Origin of the sequence: Paraburkholderia phymatum STM815, assembly GCF_000020045.1 — a bacterium.
GTDB classification, from domain to species: domain Bacteria; phylum Pseudomonadota; class Gammaproteobacteria; order Burkholderiales; family Burkholderiaceae; genus Paraburkholderia; species Paraburkholderia phymatum.
The window spans coordinates 1-18,891 of record NC_010625.1 but is presented as its reverse complement, the minus strand read 5'-3'; the positions used below and the strand labels follow the sequence as shown (position 1 = coordinate 18,891).

12 protein-coding genes and 2 pseudogenes are annotated in these 18,891 nt (G+C 60.7%); 5 read left to right on the top strand and 9 right to left on the bottom strand.

All coding sequences use genetic code 11. From position 1 onward, the window contains the following. Nucleotides 1–41: 41 nt before the first annotated feature. Nucleotides 42–1,727, bottom strand: coding sequence for an arylsulfatase (locus BPHY_RS27800; protein ID WP_012404793.1), 1,686 nt, complete (start codon nt 1,725–1,727; stop codon nt 42–44). A gap of 432 nt (nt 1,728–2,159) precedes the next feature. Here BPHY_RS27800 and nhaA point away from each other — a divergent pair, with 432 nt between their 5' ends. Further along, the gene (gene nhaA, locus BPHY_RS27795; RefSeq protein ID WP_012404792.1) at nt 2,160–3,515 is read left to right on the top strand and encodes a Na+/H+ antiporter NhaA; all 1,356 of its coding nucleotides are present in this window, start codon (nt 2,160–2,162) and stop codon (nt 3,513–3,515) included. A 99-nt stretch (nt 3,516–3,614) separates the two neighbouring features. On the opposite strand, the pseudogene BPHY_RS42925 reads toward nhaA, so the two are convergent. From BPHY_RS42925 to BPHY_RS27785, 3 genes and pseudogenes are all read right to left on the bottom strand, one after another. Further along, nucleotides 3,615–3,728 (bottom strand): annotated as a pseudogene (locus BPHY_RS42925) (methionine ABC transporter ATP-binding protein); the annotation flags it as partial. Beyond that, a pseudogene (locus BPHY_RS43370) lies at nt 3,716–3,937 on the bottom strand (MetQ/NlpA family ABC transporter substrate-binding protein); the annotation flags it as partial. The pseudogenes BPHY_RS42925 and BPHY_RS43370, both read right to left, overlap by 13 nt. 357 nt (nt 3,938–4,294) lie before the next feature. Beyond that, nucleotides 4,295–4,747, bottom strand: coding sequence for a universal stress protein (locus tag BPHY_RS27785; protein WP_012404790.1), 453 nt, complete (start codon nt 4,745–4,747; stop codon nt 4,295–4,297). 850 nt (nt 4,748–5,597) lie between these two features. Here BPHY_RS27785 and BPHY_RS27775 point away from each other — a divergent pair. Beyond that, a complete protein-coding gene (locus BPHY_RS27775; protein ID WP_012404789.1) occupies nt 5,598–6,275 on the top strand; it encodes a hypothetical protein in 678 nt (225 codons plus the stop codon). 321 nt (nt 6,276–6,596) lie between these two features. Here the strand turns inward: BPHY_RS27775 and BPHY_RS27770 are convergent, their stop codons facing one another. The 3 genes from BPHY_RS27770 to BPHY_RS27760 all read right to left on the bottom strand — a co-directional run bounded on the left by BPHY_RS27770 (nt 6,597) and on the right by BPHY_RS27760 (nt 9,883). Continuing rightward, entirely contained in the window at nt 6,597–7,826 is a 1,230-nt protein-coding gene (locus tag BPHY_RS27770) for a porin (RefSeq protein WP_012404788.1), read from the bottom strand. Nucleotides 7,827–7,922: 96 nt separating this feature from the next. Then, nucleotides 7,923–9,275, bottom strand: coding sequence for an MFS transporter (locus BPHY_RS27765; protein ID WP_012404787.1), 1,353 nt, complete (start codon nt 9,273–9,275; stop codon nt 7,923–7,925). A gap of 65 nt (nt 9,276–9,340) precedes the next feature. Next, complete coding sequence (locus BPHY_RS27760; RefSeq protein ID WP_012404786.1) at nt 9,341–9,883, bottom strand: gluconokinase; 543 nt, start codon at nt 9,881–9,883, stop codon at nt 9,341–9,343. Between the two features lie 141 nt (nt 9,884–10,024). Between BPHY_RS27760 and gntR the strand changes: the two genes are divergently transcribed. Next, nucleotides 10,025–11,056: an HTH-type transcriptional regulator GntR gene (gene gntR / locus BPHY_RS27755; protein ID WP_407671295.1), complete on the top strand. Its 1,032-nt coding sequence runs from the start codon at nt 10,025–10,027 to the stop codon at nt 11,054–11,056. A gap of 193 nt (nt 11,057–11,249) precedes the next feature. Beyond that, on the top strand, nt 11,250–11,546 hold the full coding sequence (locus tag BPHY_RS27750) for a hypothetical protein (protein ID WP_157686822.1): 297 nt from the start codon (nt 11,250–11,252) through the stop codon (nt 11,544–11,546). Here the strand turns inward: BPHY_RS27750 and BPHY_RS27745 are convergent. Both BPHY_RS27745 and BPHY_RS27735 read right to left on the bottom strand, forming a co-directional pair. Beyond that, nucleotides 11,543–13,081 (bottom strand): methyl-accepting chemotaxis protein, encoded by a 1,539-nt coding sequence (locus BPHY_RS27745; protein WP_012404783.1) that lies wholly within the window; start codon nt 13,079–13,081, stop codon nt 11,543–11,545. The two genes, BPHY_RS27750 and BPHY_RS27745, sit on opposite strands and share 4 nt — an antisense overlap. A gap of 571 nt (nt 13,082–13,652) precedes the next feature. Continuing rightward, the gene (locus BPHY_RS27735; protein WP_012404782.1) at nt 13,653–14,558 is read right to left on the bottom strand and encodes a LysR family transcriptional regulator; all 906 of its coding nucleotides are present in this window, start codon (nt 14,556–14,558) and stop codon (nt 13,653–13,655) included. 102 nt (nt 14,559–14,660) lie between these two features. Here BPHY_RS27735 and BPHY_RS27730 point away from each other — a divergent pair, with 102 nt between their 5' ends. Beyond that, nucleotides 14,661–18,248 (top strand): indolepyruvate ferredoxin oxidoreductase family protein, encoded by a 3,588-nt coding sequence (locus BPHY_RS27730; RefSeq protein ID WP_012404781.1) that lies wholly within the window; start codon nt 14,661–14,663, stop codon nt 18,246–18,248. The last annotated feature ends 643 nt before the right edge of the window (nt 18,249–18,891 follow it).

Here is an 18,891-nt window from a genome sequence, read left to right as displayed (position 1 = left end):
CCGCCGACAACCGGAATTCACCGGCCGTCAGGCGCGCTCACTCAGTTTCCGCTTGGCATCGGAATGCTGAAGCCGTTCTTCTGAAGTTCATCGCGGATATATTTAAAGCGTTCGTACTGACTGAGGGTAATCGGACCTGAGTACGCTTCGCTTTGCGCCTTGCGCGGAGGGTATTTCACGTACGACTGCATCAGCTCTTTCACTGCGGCGCCGAACGTCGGAAGCGTCCACGTGTGCTCTGTATAGTTGTTCATGAAGATGTCGTAGCGCTCCTGCGGGTCCTGGTACAGATCGAACACCTGGGGAACTGTCGCAACGTACTTGTCGGGGCCTTTCCAGCCGAGATTTGAGTCGACAGCGAGCCCGCCGGTATCCGCCCCCGCGTCTCCACGCAGATTGAACACCGCCTTGAATTGGCCGACGCGTACAGCACCTGGCGTCATTTCGTTCTCGGTGAAATAGAACCACGAGTTGCGCTTGCTCTTGCCGGTGCCGAACAGGACCGGTGACATGTCGAAACTGTCGAAAATAATCGGCTTGCCTTCGCGATCGTTCTTCGGCAGATCGACACCTGCGAGTGCGGCAAATGTCGCCATGCAATCGAGTCCGCCGACGATGTCGAAGTTCCTCGAATGCGGCTTGATCTTCCCGGGCCACCAGGCGATCGCCGGCACCCGCGCGCCACCTTCCCGGTCGGTCCCCTTCGCGCCTCGGAACGGCGTGTATCCCGCGTCAGGGTACACGTCCTGCCATGCGCCATTGTCGGTCGTGAAGAAGACGAGGGTGTTCTTGTCGAGTCCTTTCTCACGCAGCTTGTCCATGATGTGACCGACACGTGCGTCGAGCTCGACGATCGAATCCGCATATTTGGACTTCGACAGCGATTTGCCGATGTAATCCGGGTGCGGAAGATTCGGCTGGTGAACTTTCATGAAGTTCACATTGATGAAGAACGGTTGTCCACGCTGCGCGGCGTCGTCGATATCTTCGAGTGCTGCCTTTTCGATGTATGCATCCACGAACGGTATGCCGACAACGCCTTTTTCGGGCTCGTTCTGGTATTGGCCATTCACCTTGAAGTCCTCATGCGCCTTCTGGCCGGCCTTGCCTGAAAGCATTCCTGTCGTCACCTTGACGAACATGTCCCGGGTTTGCTGGTCCATGTCCGGAAACCACTTCGGGTCGGCATACGTGTACGCATTCAGGTGATACAGGCCGACATACTTCATGTCGTCGTAGCCCTGCGTATTCGGCAACGCATAGTCGGCCTCGCCGAGATGCCACTTGCCGGTGAAATACGTGTTGTAGTGTGCGAGCTTCAATACTGACGCCAGTGTCCATTCAGCGTGCGGGAGCCCGCCTCCTTGCCCCTGAAACGCCACGGTTGTCATCCCGCTTCGATTAGGATTTCGCCCGGTCTGAAGCGCGGCGCGGCCAGGAGTGCAACTGGGCTGACCGTAAAAGTCGAAGAAAGTCATGCCTTCATCGGCCAGCCTGTCCAGGTTCGGAGCAGGAATGCCTCGCCCCTCACCTCCGCCGTAAGCACCCAGATCGCCCCAGCCCACGTCGTCGCCCACGATCAGCAGGATATTGGGCTTTTGCGTCTGCTGCGAGTCGGTCTGCGCCTGGCCGCTGACCGAGACACTCAACAGACTGGCTGCAACGAGTGCAAAAGGAGCGCGTGTTACGGGTCTTGCCAGTCCGGCAAGAAAGGTTGGAAGCTGCATTCTGGTTCCCCTGAACGACATTCACAACCGCATTGGATGGACGTGCCATGCGACCCGGGACACGTACAACAGGCGCACCATCGTGCAACGGAAATTATGTCGTGCAGCCGGTGACACTGGTTCGCAGAGCAAGCTTAGGCAGGAAGCGTTTAACTCGATATTGGACTTTGGTCCAATAAGCGTTGCGAGAAGAAACATCTTCAAGCTCTCCTGACGATGAATGCCGGAAAACGCTACCGACCGAAAGGATCTTCAGTAATTTTTTCGCCGAAGGCAGGCAATAAGCTCACACGCGAGCCGGAGCGTGTCGGCCACCGTAGCGACAGGGAAACGAGACAGGGTCATGTAGAATGTCTTTCGGGTGTTAGCTGCACGTTGCAGCGGGACAGGTCATCTGCGCTGGTCGGGCCGCCACGCAGACCCAACACGCCCATGCAAAGAGATCAACCTGCCGACACGCTCTCGCGTCCCCTACGCATCGCGCAAAAGGCCTTTACTGCGCTCGAGCACTTCCTGCACGTTGAGGCCGCGAGCGGCATCGTGCTGCTGGTCGCCGCTGCCGGGGCACTCATATGGGCGAACTCCCCGTTCGCACACAGCTACAACAGCCTGTGGGAAATGCCCTTGACCTTCGGTGCCGGTGATTTCGTATTCTCGAGACCTCTGCATTTCTGGATCAACGATGCGCTGATGACGATCTTTTTCCTGGTCGTTGGCATGGAGATCCGGCGGGAAATCCACGAGGGTTCATTGAGCGATGTCAGGCAAGCCGCGTTGCCCCTCGCAGCAGCCATGGGCGGCGTCGCAGCACCCGCGCTCATCTTTCTGGCGATGAATCACGGGACTGCGGCGGCAAACGGCTGGGCGGTTCCAACCGCCACTGACATCGCGTTCGCGGTCGGCGTACTGGCGTTGCTTGGGCGAAACGTGTCGAGCGGTGTTCGCATCTTCTTGCTGACGCTCGCCATTGTCGACGACATCATTGCCGTCCTCATCATCGCAGCGTTCTATTCGAGAGGACTGGATTACAGCGGATTCGCGCTTGCGGCGGCAGGCATTGGCGGCGTGCTTCTGATGCAGAGACTGGGCATCGGGACGGCACCGGCGTATATCATGCCAGGCGCGATCATATGGGCTGGGTTGCTGATCAGTGGAGCCCACCCGACGCTTGCTGGCGTGATTCTCGGTCTGCTCGTACCCGTTACGCCTACAAGCCGACGCGAGCGTGTACTGGTTGAGCTGTCACGCGCCACACATGACGTCAACAGCGCCAGCAATCAGCAAGAAGACAGGCATCGTGCGGAGCGGCTCGCAAAGCCATTGCAGACGCTTCGTCTTGCGCAACGCGAACTGCTGCCTCCCGTCGTCAGGGTGCAGTGGGCGCTTCATCCATGGGTTGCATACGGCATTATGCCGCTCTTCGCGCTAGCCAATGCCGGAGTAACGCTCGATGGCATCGACCTGTCGCAGCACGACGCGCGCTGGATCGCCGCCGGAGTAACGCTTGCGCTCGTGGCGGGAAAACCACTGGGCGTATTTTGCGTCACGTGGGTGCTCGTCAGGCTGAAGCTGTGCCGGCTACCTAAGGACGTGTCATGGAGCGGCGTCGGCCTGATCGCGCTTCTCGCAGGCATCGGCTTCACGATGTCGATCTTTATCGCGACGCTAGCTTTCGGAGACGATAACGCGTTGAATGTAGCCAAGCTGGGGATTCTGGCCGGCTCGTTCGTCGCGGGTGCGGTTGGTCTGGGCTGGGGCGTGATCGGTGCACGCCGCCGCGCGAACTGATTGCAATATCGCAAGTCATCGAAGCATCGTGATCGGGACCGGGCTGAGGCGTGACAGCCCCGGCAGCACGCGCCACCGGTGAAAGGGCACAGACCGCTCGACCGTATCGCACACTTCACGTATCACTTCCATTTTGTGCGTGATGAGCACGATCGTGAGACCGAGACGCCGGTTGATGTCGCGCAGCAGTGCGAGAATGGCTTCTTCGCGTTCTCGAGGAAAGGAATGGGCTGGAAGTAATTGACGTCGATGTCCTTGTTGGCGAGTGCGGGGTTTGGCGTGTTCCAGTCTGTGAATTCGATGATCTTGGCGTCCAGCCTTTGCTGCTCCGCTCCCTGGGCCGCGATTTTCAACGCGTCGATCTGCCGGGGCGGGTTGCAGGATGAATCATCGCCTCTCTCCAATTGAGGTCGACTTGTGATAAGCGGCGCGTGAAATGGCGGTCTACGAAGCAATTGGCAAATCGAAATCGTAACACGCGATATCGAAGAAGCGCCGAGGCAGTCGGTCCGTGATAGCTGAAGGACGCTACATCAGATACGCCATTGGAGCCAAACGTGTCGGTGGAATCTTGTCGGCGAGATCATAGCCGCGACGGAGGAGCAGAGCCGCGGCGGCAGCACAGTCGCTCAAGGAACAGGCGTTGACCTCAAAGCGTCGGTTTCAATGTTTTGTCATTGGCGCAGGAGTGAAAGCAGCGCACCCGTCCGGTAGAGGAGGCGATGCTACGCGCCTGGTCGCGGTCCGCACAGGCTCGGCGCGGCAGGCCTAACTGTCCGTTACCCCTTTCCGCGCACAAGCAGAACAGGGCAATTTGATTGGCGCACAAAGCTCTCCGCGACACTGCCGATAACCATCCGCTGAAGCCCGCGCCGACCGTGGGTTCCAAGCACGACGAGATTCGCTTCCCAGCGTTCCGCTTGCTGCTGCAACAGGGTCGCGATATCGATTTTCTCACTCGGCTTTTCAATCAGTTCGCCACCGCCTGCGACGCCGTTCTGATCGAGCGTTTCCTTCGCTTCGCCAAGAATGCTCAACGCCGTGGCACGCAATTCCTCTACCTGACTGTTTGGTATAACGAGCCCGCCGTACCCAACGACTTCGGCCTCGCTCTCGAATACCAACACGGCTAGCACATTCGACGGACCGGCTTTCGCAATTCGGATCGCCTCGTCCAACGCGAGCTTCGATGTATCACTACCGTCGATAGCCACCATAATTCTCGGGTACATGTGTTTCCCCTTTGCGCAAGAACAGAATGGATACTCCTCTCGTTGGATTGTCGACTCGTTTCGATGCGCATAGGTTTTCCATTCTGCAAGAGCTTGCCGGACGTCAATATAACTACATTCGTTAACCTAACTATTTTAATGGCGCACGTTCGGCTATGTGCAAAAGCGAGTCGCCTCGACCGCTGACCGCACGCCTCCCCTGTTATCGCACAGTTGCGAACGCTTGACGAAACCGAGGTTCTCAAACGAACCCGCCTGTAATCGTTTTGCGGCTGCGAGCTTGTCAAGGCGTTTAGAGACGGCGAACCTATCGGCGTCATGGCGTCCCGCCGCGAGAATGTTGGTTGTCGCGCAGCCACTCTCCTTGTGGCCGCCGGCAGTCATGTAACCAGAATACCGGTCCTTCGATGCGAAGTTTTTTCGCTTGACACTCAAGTTTCCAGAGCTGCATCCGTTTACATCCATTGCGCGAGTCTGCCGCTTATCTCCAGGTTTGATGCGATACGCATACTTTGTCTGGTGGCGATGTGAAAGAGACAAGAAATTGCGATAGCGACGGACGCGTGCATTTCCAACAATTTATAAACGGAGTGTGCAACGGAATGAGAGTCCGTCCGCATCGAACATGACCATGAAAACAAAGATACCGGTCCTGCTATCCCTTTTCGCAACCGTCGCGCTGACAGTATTTGGCGGTGGCGGCGGGGAACGCGGATATGCAATCGGCCAGGTAGCGAAACAGTAAGGAACGTTGCTCAATGCTGCTCTCCGAACATACGGGAGATGCAGCCATCCATGCACTCGTGAATGGAACCTTGATTCCATTCATTCGATAAAGACCCAACGCAAAATGAAAAAGTGTTTCGTTGTTTCCGCTATCGCGGCCGCCCTGCTCACGGCTGGTTGCGCGACCGTCGCACCGATGTCACCGACTACCTCGATGAGTTCCGTCGATACGGCCAAGAACTCGTACGTGTTGATGACGGTCACGCTGAAGAATAACTATCACACCAGCTATCAGCCGAGCCCCATCGTTGTGAACATGGAACGAGGCGCCGCAGATACACGCCAAGACCGCTTGAATTTCAAATTCGACGACGATAGGACGGGAACGGCTGACGCCGGCGGCCACTATTTCGTTCGTCTTCCACTTGCACCCGGCAAATATGTGATGCGTGGCATAACGGGCCAAAGCGGCATCTTCCCCTTCCACGGCATGTTTTTCACGCCGCTCCACGAGGTGGTCGACGTCAAGCCGAACTCGATTGTTTACGTCGGACACATCGATGCCACCGTTGTTGAACGCAAAGATGGCGAACTTCGTGCCGGGCCCATGATCCCGCTGCTCGATCAAGCCGCGACTGGCTTTAGTGGGGGGACGTGGGATATCAGTGTTTCCGATCAATTCGACAGCGATATTGCGGCCTTCAAGAAGGACTTCCCAGCTCTAAGCAATGCTTCTATCGACCGTGAAGTCCTGCCTGCCTGGGACAAACAAAAAGCGACCGAGTGGTGGGCTAGCCACTAGTTGAGACCCGGCGGCGGACGTTTTACGCGTTCGCCGTAACTCGTTAACTGCGTGACTCGCCGTCGACCTTACGGGACGATATCTTCATGCATGTTTGAACGTTTGCAAGCCGACTCCGATCGCACTGCAGAAGTCGTTTCATCCGAGCCGCTAAGCTATCGACCTGATAAACCAGCCGGGTGCGATCCCGCAAATGGCTTTAAGCATGAACGCATGGTTTCGGTTGCCGACGACGATGGCGATGCCGTTCGCTGTCGTGAGGAGCGAAAAAAAGCGCCGCAAATTGCGGCGCCTCGCGATGCTTCGGATCTTCAGCCGGCATCAGAACCGATGCACGACCCCTACCCCCACACCAACCATGCTGCGCGATGACGAGGGCGTCGAGTTGAAACCATCGCCCAATGTCGCCGTTGCATTGATGATGTTGCCTGCACCGTTATTGCCGAGCGTCTGTCCATTCGCGCGCTGATAGGCCTGAAGCGCATACAGCCCTGTGCGCTTGGACAATGAGTAGTACTCGGAGAGATTGAATTGCTGGTATTGCGCGCTGCTCGTGATGCCGTTGGACTTCGTCGCGCGCGTGTAGCTGTAGCCAGTCGCAAAGTCCCATGCTGCCGCCGGCTTCCAGTGCAGCACGATGCCGCCCGTGTTCCAGATCGCCTCATTGTGGAACGAGGAGCCCGCTCCCGGGATGTACTGCACGTTCGTATAAGTTGCCGTGATATCGAACTGGCTGTTGAACGCATAGCCCGCGCCGACCGCAAAGCGCTGCTGCGCCTGCGCGGTGCGGTATCCGTTCGTCACGGCCGAAACGCCCGTTTGGGCTCCCGCATTCGACGTCGCCGAGTCGGCACTGAAGGCGCCGCCACCCGCCGTGGCGTTGTTGATGCGCGAGAAGCCGACCGCCAGGCCGACGGGGCCTTGCTGATACTGCACCGCCGTGCTCCACGTCGACCCCTGATACACGCTGCCAGGCACGCCCGCAAACGAATAGGATCCGCTGAACTTGAAGCCGGACATCGACGGCGACATGTACAGCAGCGTGTTGTTCGCGCGGTAGATCGTATCGAGACCATCCACGTCGCCCGGATGCGCACCGTAGAAGCCGGTGAGCCATGTTGTCGGGCTGTACGGCGAGAGCAGCTGATAGTACGACGCATACTGGCGGCCCGCCGTCAGCGTACCGTACGCCGGGTTCGTCACACCGACGAACGCCTGACGGCTGAACATCAGGTTGGTCGTCGACATCGCGCCGCTGTTGGCGCTAAAGCCCTCTTCCAGCGTGAAGATGGCCTTCGTGCCGCCGCCCAGATCTTCCGCGCCCTTCAGGCCGAAGCGGCTGCCCGCCCACACGCCCGTAATCATCTTGAACGCCGAGTGACCGCCCGACGTCGAACCCAGCGTCGTCGAGCTCGACTGATAGCCGATACCGTTATCGACGATGCCGTACAGCGTCACGCTGTTCTGTGCGAACGCGGGTGCGTGAGCCGCCGTCGCAACGGATGCGACGGCCGCGAGACCGATCAGGCGTCGTTGTCGGTTCTTTTTCATTGTGATGTTCTCCAGATGCCTCTTCGAGGCTGTTATTGATTCACTGTTCTGATTTTGCTTTTTTCGCGTTCCGATTCGCTCCTTGCATCGCGTTGATCAGCCCGCGGGCGTCGACGTTTTCGACGTGGTGCGACGAGCGTCTTCATCGCGATCGGTCGGCTCGGGAATCGCCTCGATGCGCCCCATCACGAACACGAACGACACGATGCCCACCGCCAGGATGACGCCGGCAACCAGGAACGCATTCGTGAACGAATTCGTCGCGCCGACGATGAACCCCGTCACGATCGGCGCGGCCACGCCCATCAGATTGTTCGCGAAGTTCATGATGCCGCCGACGGTGCCCACGCCCCCCTTCGGCGCAATCAGCGACGGCAGTGACCAGCCAACTGGCGCGGCTGCCGCGAGACCGCCGAGCGCGATGGAGATCCAGAAGATCGCCCAGCCCGGATTGACCGTCTGCGTTGCGCCAAATACCGCGAGGCCGAACAGCATGCCCGTCACGAGCACGGCTTTACGCACGCGCGTTTCGTCCTTGCCGCGCGCGATCAGGTGGTCGATCAGCCAGCCGCCGACGACGAGGTCGGTCACCGTGGCCACGGCCCAAGGAATCGCAGCAAAGCCCGCCGACTTCAGGATGCTCATGTGCATCGTCTGCACGAGATAACCTGGCAGCCAGGTCAGAAACAGATAGAACGAGTACCCGTACGCCGCAAAACCGATCGTCAGGCCCCAGACCTTGGTCTTGGTCAGCAGGTAGCCGAGCATGCCGAACACGCTCGCGCTCGACGTGCCTTCGGGCGTCGCGCCGCCCTTCTGGATGTAATCGAGTTCAACGGGCGAGAGCTTGCCGTCCTTGCTCGGATCGCGATAGATGAGGAGGAACGCGACGAAGTACGCAAAGCTCAGCAGCGCGGTAACGCCGAAGCCCCAGCGCCAGCCGGCGTTCACCACGACGACTGCGACCAGTGGCACGCCGATCACATTGGAGAACTTGGCCGCGGCATCGAAGATGGCCGTCGCCAGCGCGCGCTCCTTGCGCGGGAACCAGTAGCCCGTTGCCTTCGAGCTAACGGGAAAGCCCGGTGCCTCCGCGATGCCTAGCACCGCTCGCGCCGCGAACACGCCGCCGAAGCCGCTGGCGAACACCGTGATCGCAGACGCCAGGCCCCACAGGAATGCGCCCCACCGGCCAACGCGCGTCACACCGTAGCGATCGAGGAAAAGACCCGCCGGCACCTGGAGCAACGCGTACGGCCAGAAGAACGCGCTGAACAGCAGTCCCATATCGGCAGGCGACAGGTTGAACGCCTCCTTCATCTGCGGGGCCGCCACGGACAGGTTGATCCGGTCGAAATAGTTGATGAGCACGCCAATGCCCAACAGCAAGCCGATCACCCAACGCCGGTTGGGAATGCGCTTCCCTGAATCTTCTGATGTGTTTGCCATCATGGTCTCCTTTAAAAATGTCCTTCTGGCCAGTTGCGTGGCCGGCCCGTCGAGACAGCGCTGTCTCAGACTGGCTGCAAATAATTCAGATGCGCTTGCGTGGTGCCGCACCACGCCGCCGCTTCCCGAACGATGCTGGCGAGCGAAAGTGTGCCGTCGACCGTGAGCGTCAGCGGTTCGGCAACAGGCCGCTCCAGCGTCGCGAACTGGCTTTCGACCAGCGATGCCGGCATGAAGTGGCTCTCTCGCTGCGCGACGCGCCGCAGCGCCTCGGCTGGGGGCAAATCGAGAAAGATGAATCCCAGCGACGCAGTCGCCGTACGCAGCCGGTTCCGATAGCGCTGTTTGAGCGCCGAGCACGCAAGCACGGCGCGCTGGCCGCCATTGGCAACCCGCTCAATCTCGTCCGACAGCCGGTCCAGCCAGCCCGCGCGATCTTCGTCAGTCAGCGGAATGCCGCGCGCCATCTTGTCGACGTTAGCCTGCGGGTGAAAGGCGTCGCCCTCGATCAGCACGCCGCCGATCCGTGCGGCCAGCGCCTGAGCGACGCTGCTTTTGCCGCACCCCGCAACACCCATAACCACCAGCGATGAAATGTGCTTGATCATATGCACCTCTTTCGTCCGAGACAGCGCTGTCTCAGACGCTTAAAAAATAAAGCTGCGGTATGGGCGCCCGTGTCGCACCGTTTCCGGCGCTACTGTTCGGTCCCTATTGCGCAAGCCTTGAGACAGCGCTATCCTAAATCGATCATGGCGACCTCGACACCTAGGAAAACCCGGAGCACGGGACGGCCGACGCTCGACGCCGTCGCCGAACTGGCCGGCGTGAGCTCGATTACCGCTTCACGCGTGCTGCGCGGCGTGGGTTCGGTCGGACCGGAATATGTCCAGCGGGTAAAGGCCGCGGCGGCGGAACTGCACTACGTGACGAACCCGGCGGCGCGCGCGCTCGCGTCGTCGCGCAGCGGCAGCGTGGCTGTCGTGATTCCGTCGCTGTCGAACACGGTGTTCGTCGACGTCCTCGAATCGATTCACAACGTGCTGCGGCCACGGGGCTACGAAATCCTGATCGGGAATTCGCACTACTCGCGCAACGCGGAAGAAGATCTGATCCGTCATTACCTTGCGTCGCCGCCAAGCGGACTCATTGTGACCGGCTTCGACCGCACGGAAAGCGCGCGCCGTCTGATCGAGGCGAGCGGTGTGCCCTGCGTGCACATCATGGAACTCGAAAAGGCTGAAGGCGTGCACTGTGTCGGGTTCTCACAGGCACGCGCGGGTGAAGCCGTTGCGGACCATCTGATCGCGCGAGGTTGCCGGCGCAACGCCTTCGTCGCGGCGCAGCTCGATTCACGGATGATGCAGCGCGGGGAAGGCTTTCGCGAAGCGCTGCGGCGCAAAGGATTGTACGACCCCGAACTCGAAGTGCTCACGCCCGCACCGTCGTCGATCGGACTCGGATGCGATCTGTTCCGCCAGCTTCTACAGCGGCGGCCGGATGTCGACGGCATCTTTTTCGGCAATGACGATCTCGCACAGGGCGCGCTCTTTGAAGCGCGCCGTCAGGGCATCGACATTCCAGATCAGGTGGCGATAGTCGGCTTCAACGATCTGGCAGGGGCTGCCGATTGCGTGCCGCGGCTCACAACCGTTCGCACGCCGCGAGCGGAAGTCGGACGCGTGGCGTCCAACCTGCTCCTGTCGATGATCGACAACAAGCCTGTCGCGTCGCCCGTCGTCGATCTCGGCTACGAACTGGTTGTGCGGGAAAGCGCCTAAGCTCGCCGCGCCGATGTTGCGGGCCCGGCAAAGCGCGCATCGGCCGTCTCTTTCCATCGAAACACGCGGTAAGCCAGCTGGAAAAACCTTTGCGCAGAGAGGTCTGTCTGAAGGGCTGATACAACTTCAGTCATTCGATATGCGGGCGTCGATCTTTTGCGTTATTTTTGCCATTTTCGTTTGCGGGTTCGCAGTGACGTCGTGTGACGACAGCGCCGATGACGCCGTCGATGACGCCGTCGATAGCGACCGTGCGGACTACGTTGCGCCAACCACCTGTATGGAGCGCCTTTACTATCCGCTCGGTCTGCGTACCGTCGCACTTGCCGACTTCTGTTACGGTGCGGGTGGACTGCAGGTACTGCACGACCACTACCGCTTCAGTTTCAGCTATGCAAACGTGATCGACACGGGCACGACCCTGCCGGTGGAAAAACTCGCACTCGGCGGTACTCGCAGCAGTGCACGCGACGACAAATCGGACCACTAACGCAGACGGAACGCACCCACCATCTCCCGCAACCGTCCCGCCTGTTCGTCGAGGGACGTCGCAGCCGCAGCAGCCTGCTCGACCAGAGCGGCGTTCTGTTGCGTCACCTCGTCCATTTGCGACACGGCACGATTGACCTGTTCGATACCCGTGCTCTGCTCGACAGACGCTGCCGCAATCTCGTTCATGATGTCGCTGACCCGCTGAATCGATTGCACGATCTCATGCATCCGTTGCCCGGCAACCGTGACTTGCGTCGTGCCTTCATCGACCCGCACTGCGGAAGATTGAATCAGTGCCTTCACTTCCTTGGCCGCAGTCGCGCTGCGTTGCGCGAGCGCGCGGACTTCTCCCGCGACCACGGCAAAGCCGCGTCCTTCTTCGCCGGCCCGAGCCGCTTCGACGGCAGCGTTCAACGCAAGGATATTCGTCTGGAAGGCTATGCCTTCAATGACGGCGATGATCTCGCCGATCTTGTTCGAGCCATCGGCGATGCCTTGCATCATGTTGATGACTTCTTCGACGGCTTGACCGCCGCGTCGGGTCGCCTCCGTCGCAAGCACGGCGAGTTCGCTCGCCTGCTGCACATTGTCGGCGTTCTGTTTGACCGTCGCAGTCAGTTGCTCCATGCTCGCGGCCGTCTCCTGCAACGATGCAGCCTGCTCCTCGGTGCGTTGCGACAGATCGATGTTTCCTTGCGCAATCTCTCCCGCACCCGTCGCAATCGATTCACTCGTCCCCTGAATGCCCCGCACCAAATCGATCAGCTTGGTGCGCATCTCTCCCAAAGCGAACAGCAAACTCGATCGATCCGATGACGTGAGCTTGAGATTCGCCGTCAGATTGCCTGATGCGATGTGCGCCGCAAACGCAGCAGCTTCTGCCGGCTCGCCGCCCAGTTCACGCTTCAGGCTGCGCGTCATCACCCACGCCATGCAGCCGACCGCGATGAAAATCACAAGCGAAATCGCGATCAGCGTTCTCGCTAGCGTCCAATAGGTCGCGTTGATGTCGTCGTAGAAAAAGCCCGTGCCGATCCACCATTGCCAACCGGGGATTTCTACTACACCTTGCAGTTTGGCCTCGAGCGGGCCATCCGCTGAGCGCTTGATCAGCACGTCCACCATTGCGAAGTGATCTCTTGCGAGACCTTGCCGGTACGCCTGAGTGTCCGTGAGATCGCCGGATCTCGTCTTGTTGCCGCCCGCTTTCGTACCGATGAGCTTCGGGTTGGGGTGGACGATATTGACGCTGTCGGTGTTCGTCACCCAGAAATAGCTCTGGCTGTTCGCGTTCAATTGACTGAGCGCCGTTTTCGCGGCGGCTTGCGCGTCTTCGCGACTGAGCTTGCCGCTTGCCTCGAGCCCCTGGTAATAGAGCACCAGGTGTTCGGCTTTGGTCAGCAGCGTCTTGATCTGCGCCGTGCGGCTTTCTGTCAGCGCTTGATCGAGTTGAATCAACGACACTGCCGCGATGGCGATGACACCGGCGAGCGCGGTGCCGACTATCAACATCAGTTTGATCGCTACTTTCATCGAATGAGATTATTTGAAATGTGTTCTGAGCGGAACGTGGCCTGATTCCAGTCTTTCGCTTCCCCGAGCGACCCGGAATCAGGATGACTTCATTCCACCGTCGCGGCTGAGCTTACGAGCAGTGATTATTGGCCGACAAGCAGACAAAAGCGTGCGTGCGCGATCATCGGACGTTTGCGTACGTTTAGCGCACCATATGCGGGTTTTCTATGGCCCATTCCGTTCGTGACCAAACGCCACTCGTTGGAAAGATGCGACAAGGCAACCTCATCCTCGCGTGTAACACGCGTCGTGTACAAGCGATCAACTAAAGCATCCAGCGCGATCAGGTAGCTTGCGCGCGGCGGCCGCGCGGACTCGCAGCAACGAGTTTGCCGTCCCGTCATGGGAAGGCGCCTGCATGGCGGTGCTCAATATCGTGAGCGGCCTTCTGTTCAGCCAGGCGGCGTCTGCCGTTGCCATCGTCACCCCTGGCGTGCTGCTGACGCTGGCGGGCAAAAGCATTTCGCACTGAATGGTGCTGTGCGTTCGCAAGCGGCCCGCGCGACCGGCCTCTTGTACGCGCCGGCCTTCACGTACCGCACGCGTGAATCAGGAACTGCTGTAGCGCCGTAGCCGGGCTGTTCAACTGCGCGCCCTTTTGCCAGATCATGCCCGCATCCATCTGCGGCACGGCGTCGAGCACAGGCCGCGCTTCGATACGGTTGCCTTCGAGCGACCACGGCCGAAACACCATATCCGACAGCACAGTCACGCCGAAGCCGTGCGCCACGAGCCCGCGCAGCGCTTCCATCGAACTGGTGCGAAACGCGATGTTCGGCGCGATTCCTTTCTTCTTCCAGTAGCGCAGCGTCGACTGCTCGCCCTCGTCCACCGTGATCAGGATGTACGGATGCGCAGCGATGTCCTTCAACGACGGCGCGTCCACCAACGCAAGCGGATGCGACGGCGCGACCCACAACTGCCGCCGTGAGCGAATCAACACCTGGCTGCCGAACCGGCTGAGCTTTTCGATGTTCGACAGCAAGACCACGCCGATATCGACGTCGCCATCGTGCACGGCGCGCTCGATATCCACGCGTTCCATGTCGCGCAGGTCGAACTCGATGAACGGATACGTCGCGCGGAAACGCGCCAGCAGTTCCGGCAGGAAGTAACCCAGCACCGTATAGGAAGCGGCGATGCGCACGGTCCCGCGCATATCGTGCGAACGAAACGGCGGTTTATGCACGGCGTCGCGCGCGGCATCCAGCACGCGCCGTGCGTGGTTGTAGAAATCCTGGCCCTCCGGCGTCAGCGCGACGCCCTGCGGCAGGCGCTCGAAGAGCCGCGTGCCGAGGCCGCTTTCCAGCGCCAGCACGGCGTTGGTGATAGCCGATTGCGACACGTGTTCGTTGGCGGCCGCCATCGAAAAATTGCCCGTTTGCGCCGCCGCCGCGAAGTAGCGCAACTGCCGGAGTGTGAGATCGAATGCCATCTGATTTTCGAATACCAGAATTGTCTATTTGTGATTTTACGATAGCAATTCGGCTTCCTATACTCGGCTGAAAAATCACGATTCCGCGGAGACAGCCCTGCCATGAATGCGCCCGATCGAGCCGTTACATCTGAACAATCCGATCCATTGAACGTCACGCTAGACGACAAGTACACGCTCGAAAAAGGCCGTGTGTACATCAGCGGCACGCAGGCGCTGGTGCGTCTGCCCATGCTGCAGAAGGCACGCGATCTGAAGGCAGGGCTGAACACGGCGGGTTTCATTTCGGGCTATCGCGGCTCGCCGCTCGGTGCGCTCGATCAGTCGTTGTGGAAAGCGAAGAAACATCTTCAGGCCAACGACATCGTCTTCCAACCCGGCGTCAACGAAGATCTGGCCGCGACAGCCGTCTGGGGCACGCAGCAGATCAACCTGTGGCCGGGCGCGACGCGCGACGGCGTGTTCGGCATGTGGTACGGCAAAGGGCCCGGCGTCGACCGCACGGGCGACGTCTTCAGGCACGCGAACTCCGCTGGCAGCGATGCGCGCGGCGGCGTGCTCGTGCTGGCAGGCGACGACCACGCGGCGAAGTCGTCGTCGGTCGCGCATCAGTCGGAACATGCGTTCATCGCGGCGGGCATTCCCGTGCTCTATCCGGCGAACGTACAGGAATATCTGGATTACGGCCTGCACGGCTGGGCGATGAGCCGTTACTCGGGCCTGTGGGTCGCGATGAAGTGCGTAACGGACGTGATCGAATCCACGGCGTCGATTGATCTCGATCCGGACCGCGTCGACATCGTCACGCCCACCGACTACGCAATGCCCGCGGGCGGCCTGAACATCCGCTGGCCCGACGCGCCGCTCGCGCAAGAGGCGCGGCTGCTCGACGAGAAGTGGTACGCGGCGCTCGCGTATATCCGCGCGAACAGGCTGAACCGCGTCGTGATCGATTCCGACAAGCCGCGCTTCGGCATCATCACGGCGGGCAAGGCCTATCTCGACGTGCGTCAGGCGCTGAGCGATCTGGGCCTCGACGATGACACCTGCGCGAGGATCGGCTTGCGCGTGCTCAAGGTGGGCTGCGTGTGGCCGCTCGATGCGCAGGACGCGCGCGCATTCGCGACAGGTCTGGAAGAGATTCTCGTCGTCGAAGAAAAGCGCCAGATACTCGAATACGCGCTAAAGGAAGAGCTATACAACTGGCGCGAGGACGTGCGCCCGAAGATCTATGGCAAGTTCGACGAACGCGACAATGAAGGGGGCGAATGGTCAGTGCCGCGCGGCGACTGGCTGCTGCCCGCGCATTACGAGCTGTCGCCCGCGCTGATCGCGAAGGCGATTGCGCGCCGCCTCGCGCGTGCGGATCTGCCGAAAGACGTGCGCGCGCGCATGCTCGCGCGCGTCGCGATCATCGAAGCGAAAGAGCGCGAAGCCGCGAAACCGCGCGTAGCCGTCGAACGCAAGCCGTGGTTCTGCTCGGGCTGTCCGCACAACACGTCGACGAGGGTGCCCGAAGGCTCGCGCGCACTCGCGGGCATCGGCTGCCATTACATGTCGATGTGGATGGACCGCAAGACGGAAACGTTCAGCCAGATGGGCGGCGAAGGGGTTGCCTGGATCGGCCAGATGCACTTCTCCGGCGACAGGCACGTGTTCGTCAATCTCGGCGACGGCACGTATTTCCACTCGGGTCTGCTCGCGATTCGCGCCGCCATCGCGGCGAATGCAAATATCACGTACAAGGTTCTGTATAACGATGCCGTCGCAATGACGGGCGGCCAGCCTGTCGACGGCGTGTTGACCGTGCCGCAGATCGCGCATCAGGTGCATGCGGAGGGCGCGAAGCGCGTCGTCATCGTCACCGACGAGCCGCAGAAGTATCGCACGGGCATCGTGCTGCCGGCTGGCGTCGACGTGCACCATCGCGATCAGCTGGATACCGTTCAGCGCACATTGCGCGACATACCCGGCACGACCGTGCTGATCTATGATCAGACTTGTGCAACCGAGAAGCGCCGCCGTCGCAAGCGCGGCACGTATCCCGATCCGGCGCGCCGCGCGTTCATCAACGACGCCGTGTGCGAGGGCTGCGGCGATTGCTCGGAGCAATCGAACTGTCTGTCCGTCGAACCGCTCGATACGCCGCTCGGCACGAAGCGCAAGATCAATCAGTCGTCGTGCAACAAGGACTTTTCGTGCGTGAACGGCTTCTGTCCGAGCTTCGTCACGGCAGAAGGCGCGCAGCTTCGCAAGCCCAAAGCGGCGGGAGGCGACAAGAGCGCGGGCGCTGGCAAGATCGACTTCGACGCGCTGCCGGCGCCATCGCTGCCCGCACTCGCCAAACCGTATGGCATTCTCGTGACGGGCGTCGGCGGGACGGGCGTCGTGACGATCGGCGGGCTGATCGGCATGGCCGCGCATATCGAACACAAGGGCGTCACCGTACTCGACATGGCGGGCCTCGCGCAAAAGGGCGGCGCAGTGCTGAGCCACGTGCAGCTCGCCTCCGCGCCGGAAGCGTTGCATGCGACGCGCATCGCCACAGGCGAAGCACGGCTCGTGATCGGCTGCGACGCGATCGTGTCGGCATCGAACGACGTACTGTCGCGCACGCAGCACGGCGTGACGTGCGCCGCGATCAACAGCGGCGCCACGCCGACGGCCGAGTTCGTGAAGAACCCGAAGTGGACTTTCCCGGGCACGCAAACGGAAGCCGAACTGCGTGACAGCATCGGCGATGGATGCGCGTTCATCGACGCCAACGCGCTCGCGCTGACACTGCTCGGCGATACGATCTACAGCAACCCGCTGCTGCTTGGCTTTGCCTGGCAGAAGGGCTGGCTACCGCTGCAACTGTCGAGCCTGCTGCGCGCGATTGAACTCAACGCCGTGTCCGTCGAGAAGAATCAGCAGGCGTTCAACTGGGGACGATATATCGCGCAACATGGCGACGACGCCGTTCGCGCACTGGGCAAGCCCGCTGCCGCACCGCAAGCGATCGTCATGCGGATACCCGAGTCGCTCGACCACCTGATCGCCTCCCGAGAAGCGCTGTTGAAGTCTTACCAGAACGAAGCGTATGCGCGAAAGTATCGGCGGGTGATCGACGGGATTCGCGCGAAGGAAATGGAATTCGGCGGCGACTCGAAACTGCCTCTGACGCGCGCCATCGCAACGAATCTCGCGAAGCTGATGGCCTACAAGGACGAGTACGAAGTAGCCCGCCTTTATGCCGATCCTGCGTATCTGGAGAAGCTGCGTCAGCAGTTCGAGGGCGAGCCGGGCCGCGACTACAAGCTGAGCTTCTACCTCGCGCCGCCTCTTTTCGCAAAGCGCGATGAGCGCGGGCACCTGCAAAAGAAACGCTTCGGTCCGTGGATGCTGCCCGCCTTCCGCGTCCTCGCGCGGATGAAGGGACTCCGCGGCACAGCTTTCGACGTGTTCGGCAAAACGGTCGAGCGGCGTGGGGAGCGGCAGCTGATCGCGGAGTACATCGCGCTCGTCGACGAGTTTTGCGCGACGCTCACGTCTGACCGCCTTGCCGTGGCGCTGCAGCTGGCCTGCCTGCCCGACGATATCCGGGGCTTCGGTCACGTGAAGGAACGCAATCTCCAGGCAGCGGCGAAAAAAAAGGAGCGCTTGCTCGCCGACTATCGAACGCCGGAACGGTTGACTGCTAACGCATGAGATGGGTTGAATGACGGGAGGCGTGCTGCTGGCGGCAACCGCTCCCGTTTTTGCGTCAGTGCGCGCGTCAGACTCTTCCGGAGAGGCAGCATGTTCCCATTCATCCAGCGCGGGTGCGATGCTCGCGATGCGATCGCGCGACTAGGCCTGATCGGAGTGTGCGCGTGCGCGCTCGCCGCCTGCTCGACGCCGCCCCAGTCACAAGCAAAAACGCCCTCATGCAGCGCGCCTGGCCACTTTTGCCAGACGTTCTTCGGCCCGTGAGTAGAAGCCCGTTCGCGCACATCGAGGGGACAAAAAGAAAGCCCGCCAGGCTGGCGGGCTGAATCCATATCAAGAGGAGACATGGAGGAGACGGTTCTAAGTATAAACCCCTATCTCAATAATGCAAGCGCGACGTGTTGCGACAGCGACACCAACCGACTTCCGATCCACGCCAAATCGGCCGAGCGCTAGCCGGCGCGGCCCACAGCACGATTCGCGCCCTGTTGCATTCGGGCAACGCTTTCTGCATCAGGCACGCGGCGGCATTCCCAATTTGGTCGATCGCGGATCCTGGCGCGACCCGCCGATCCATACGCTGTCGCTGCGTTCCACCGAAATGCGTCTGACCGTCGCGTGCCGCCACGCGTAGCAGGCTGCG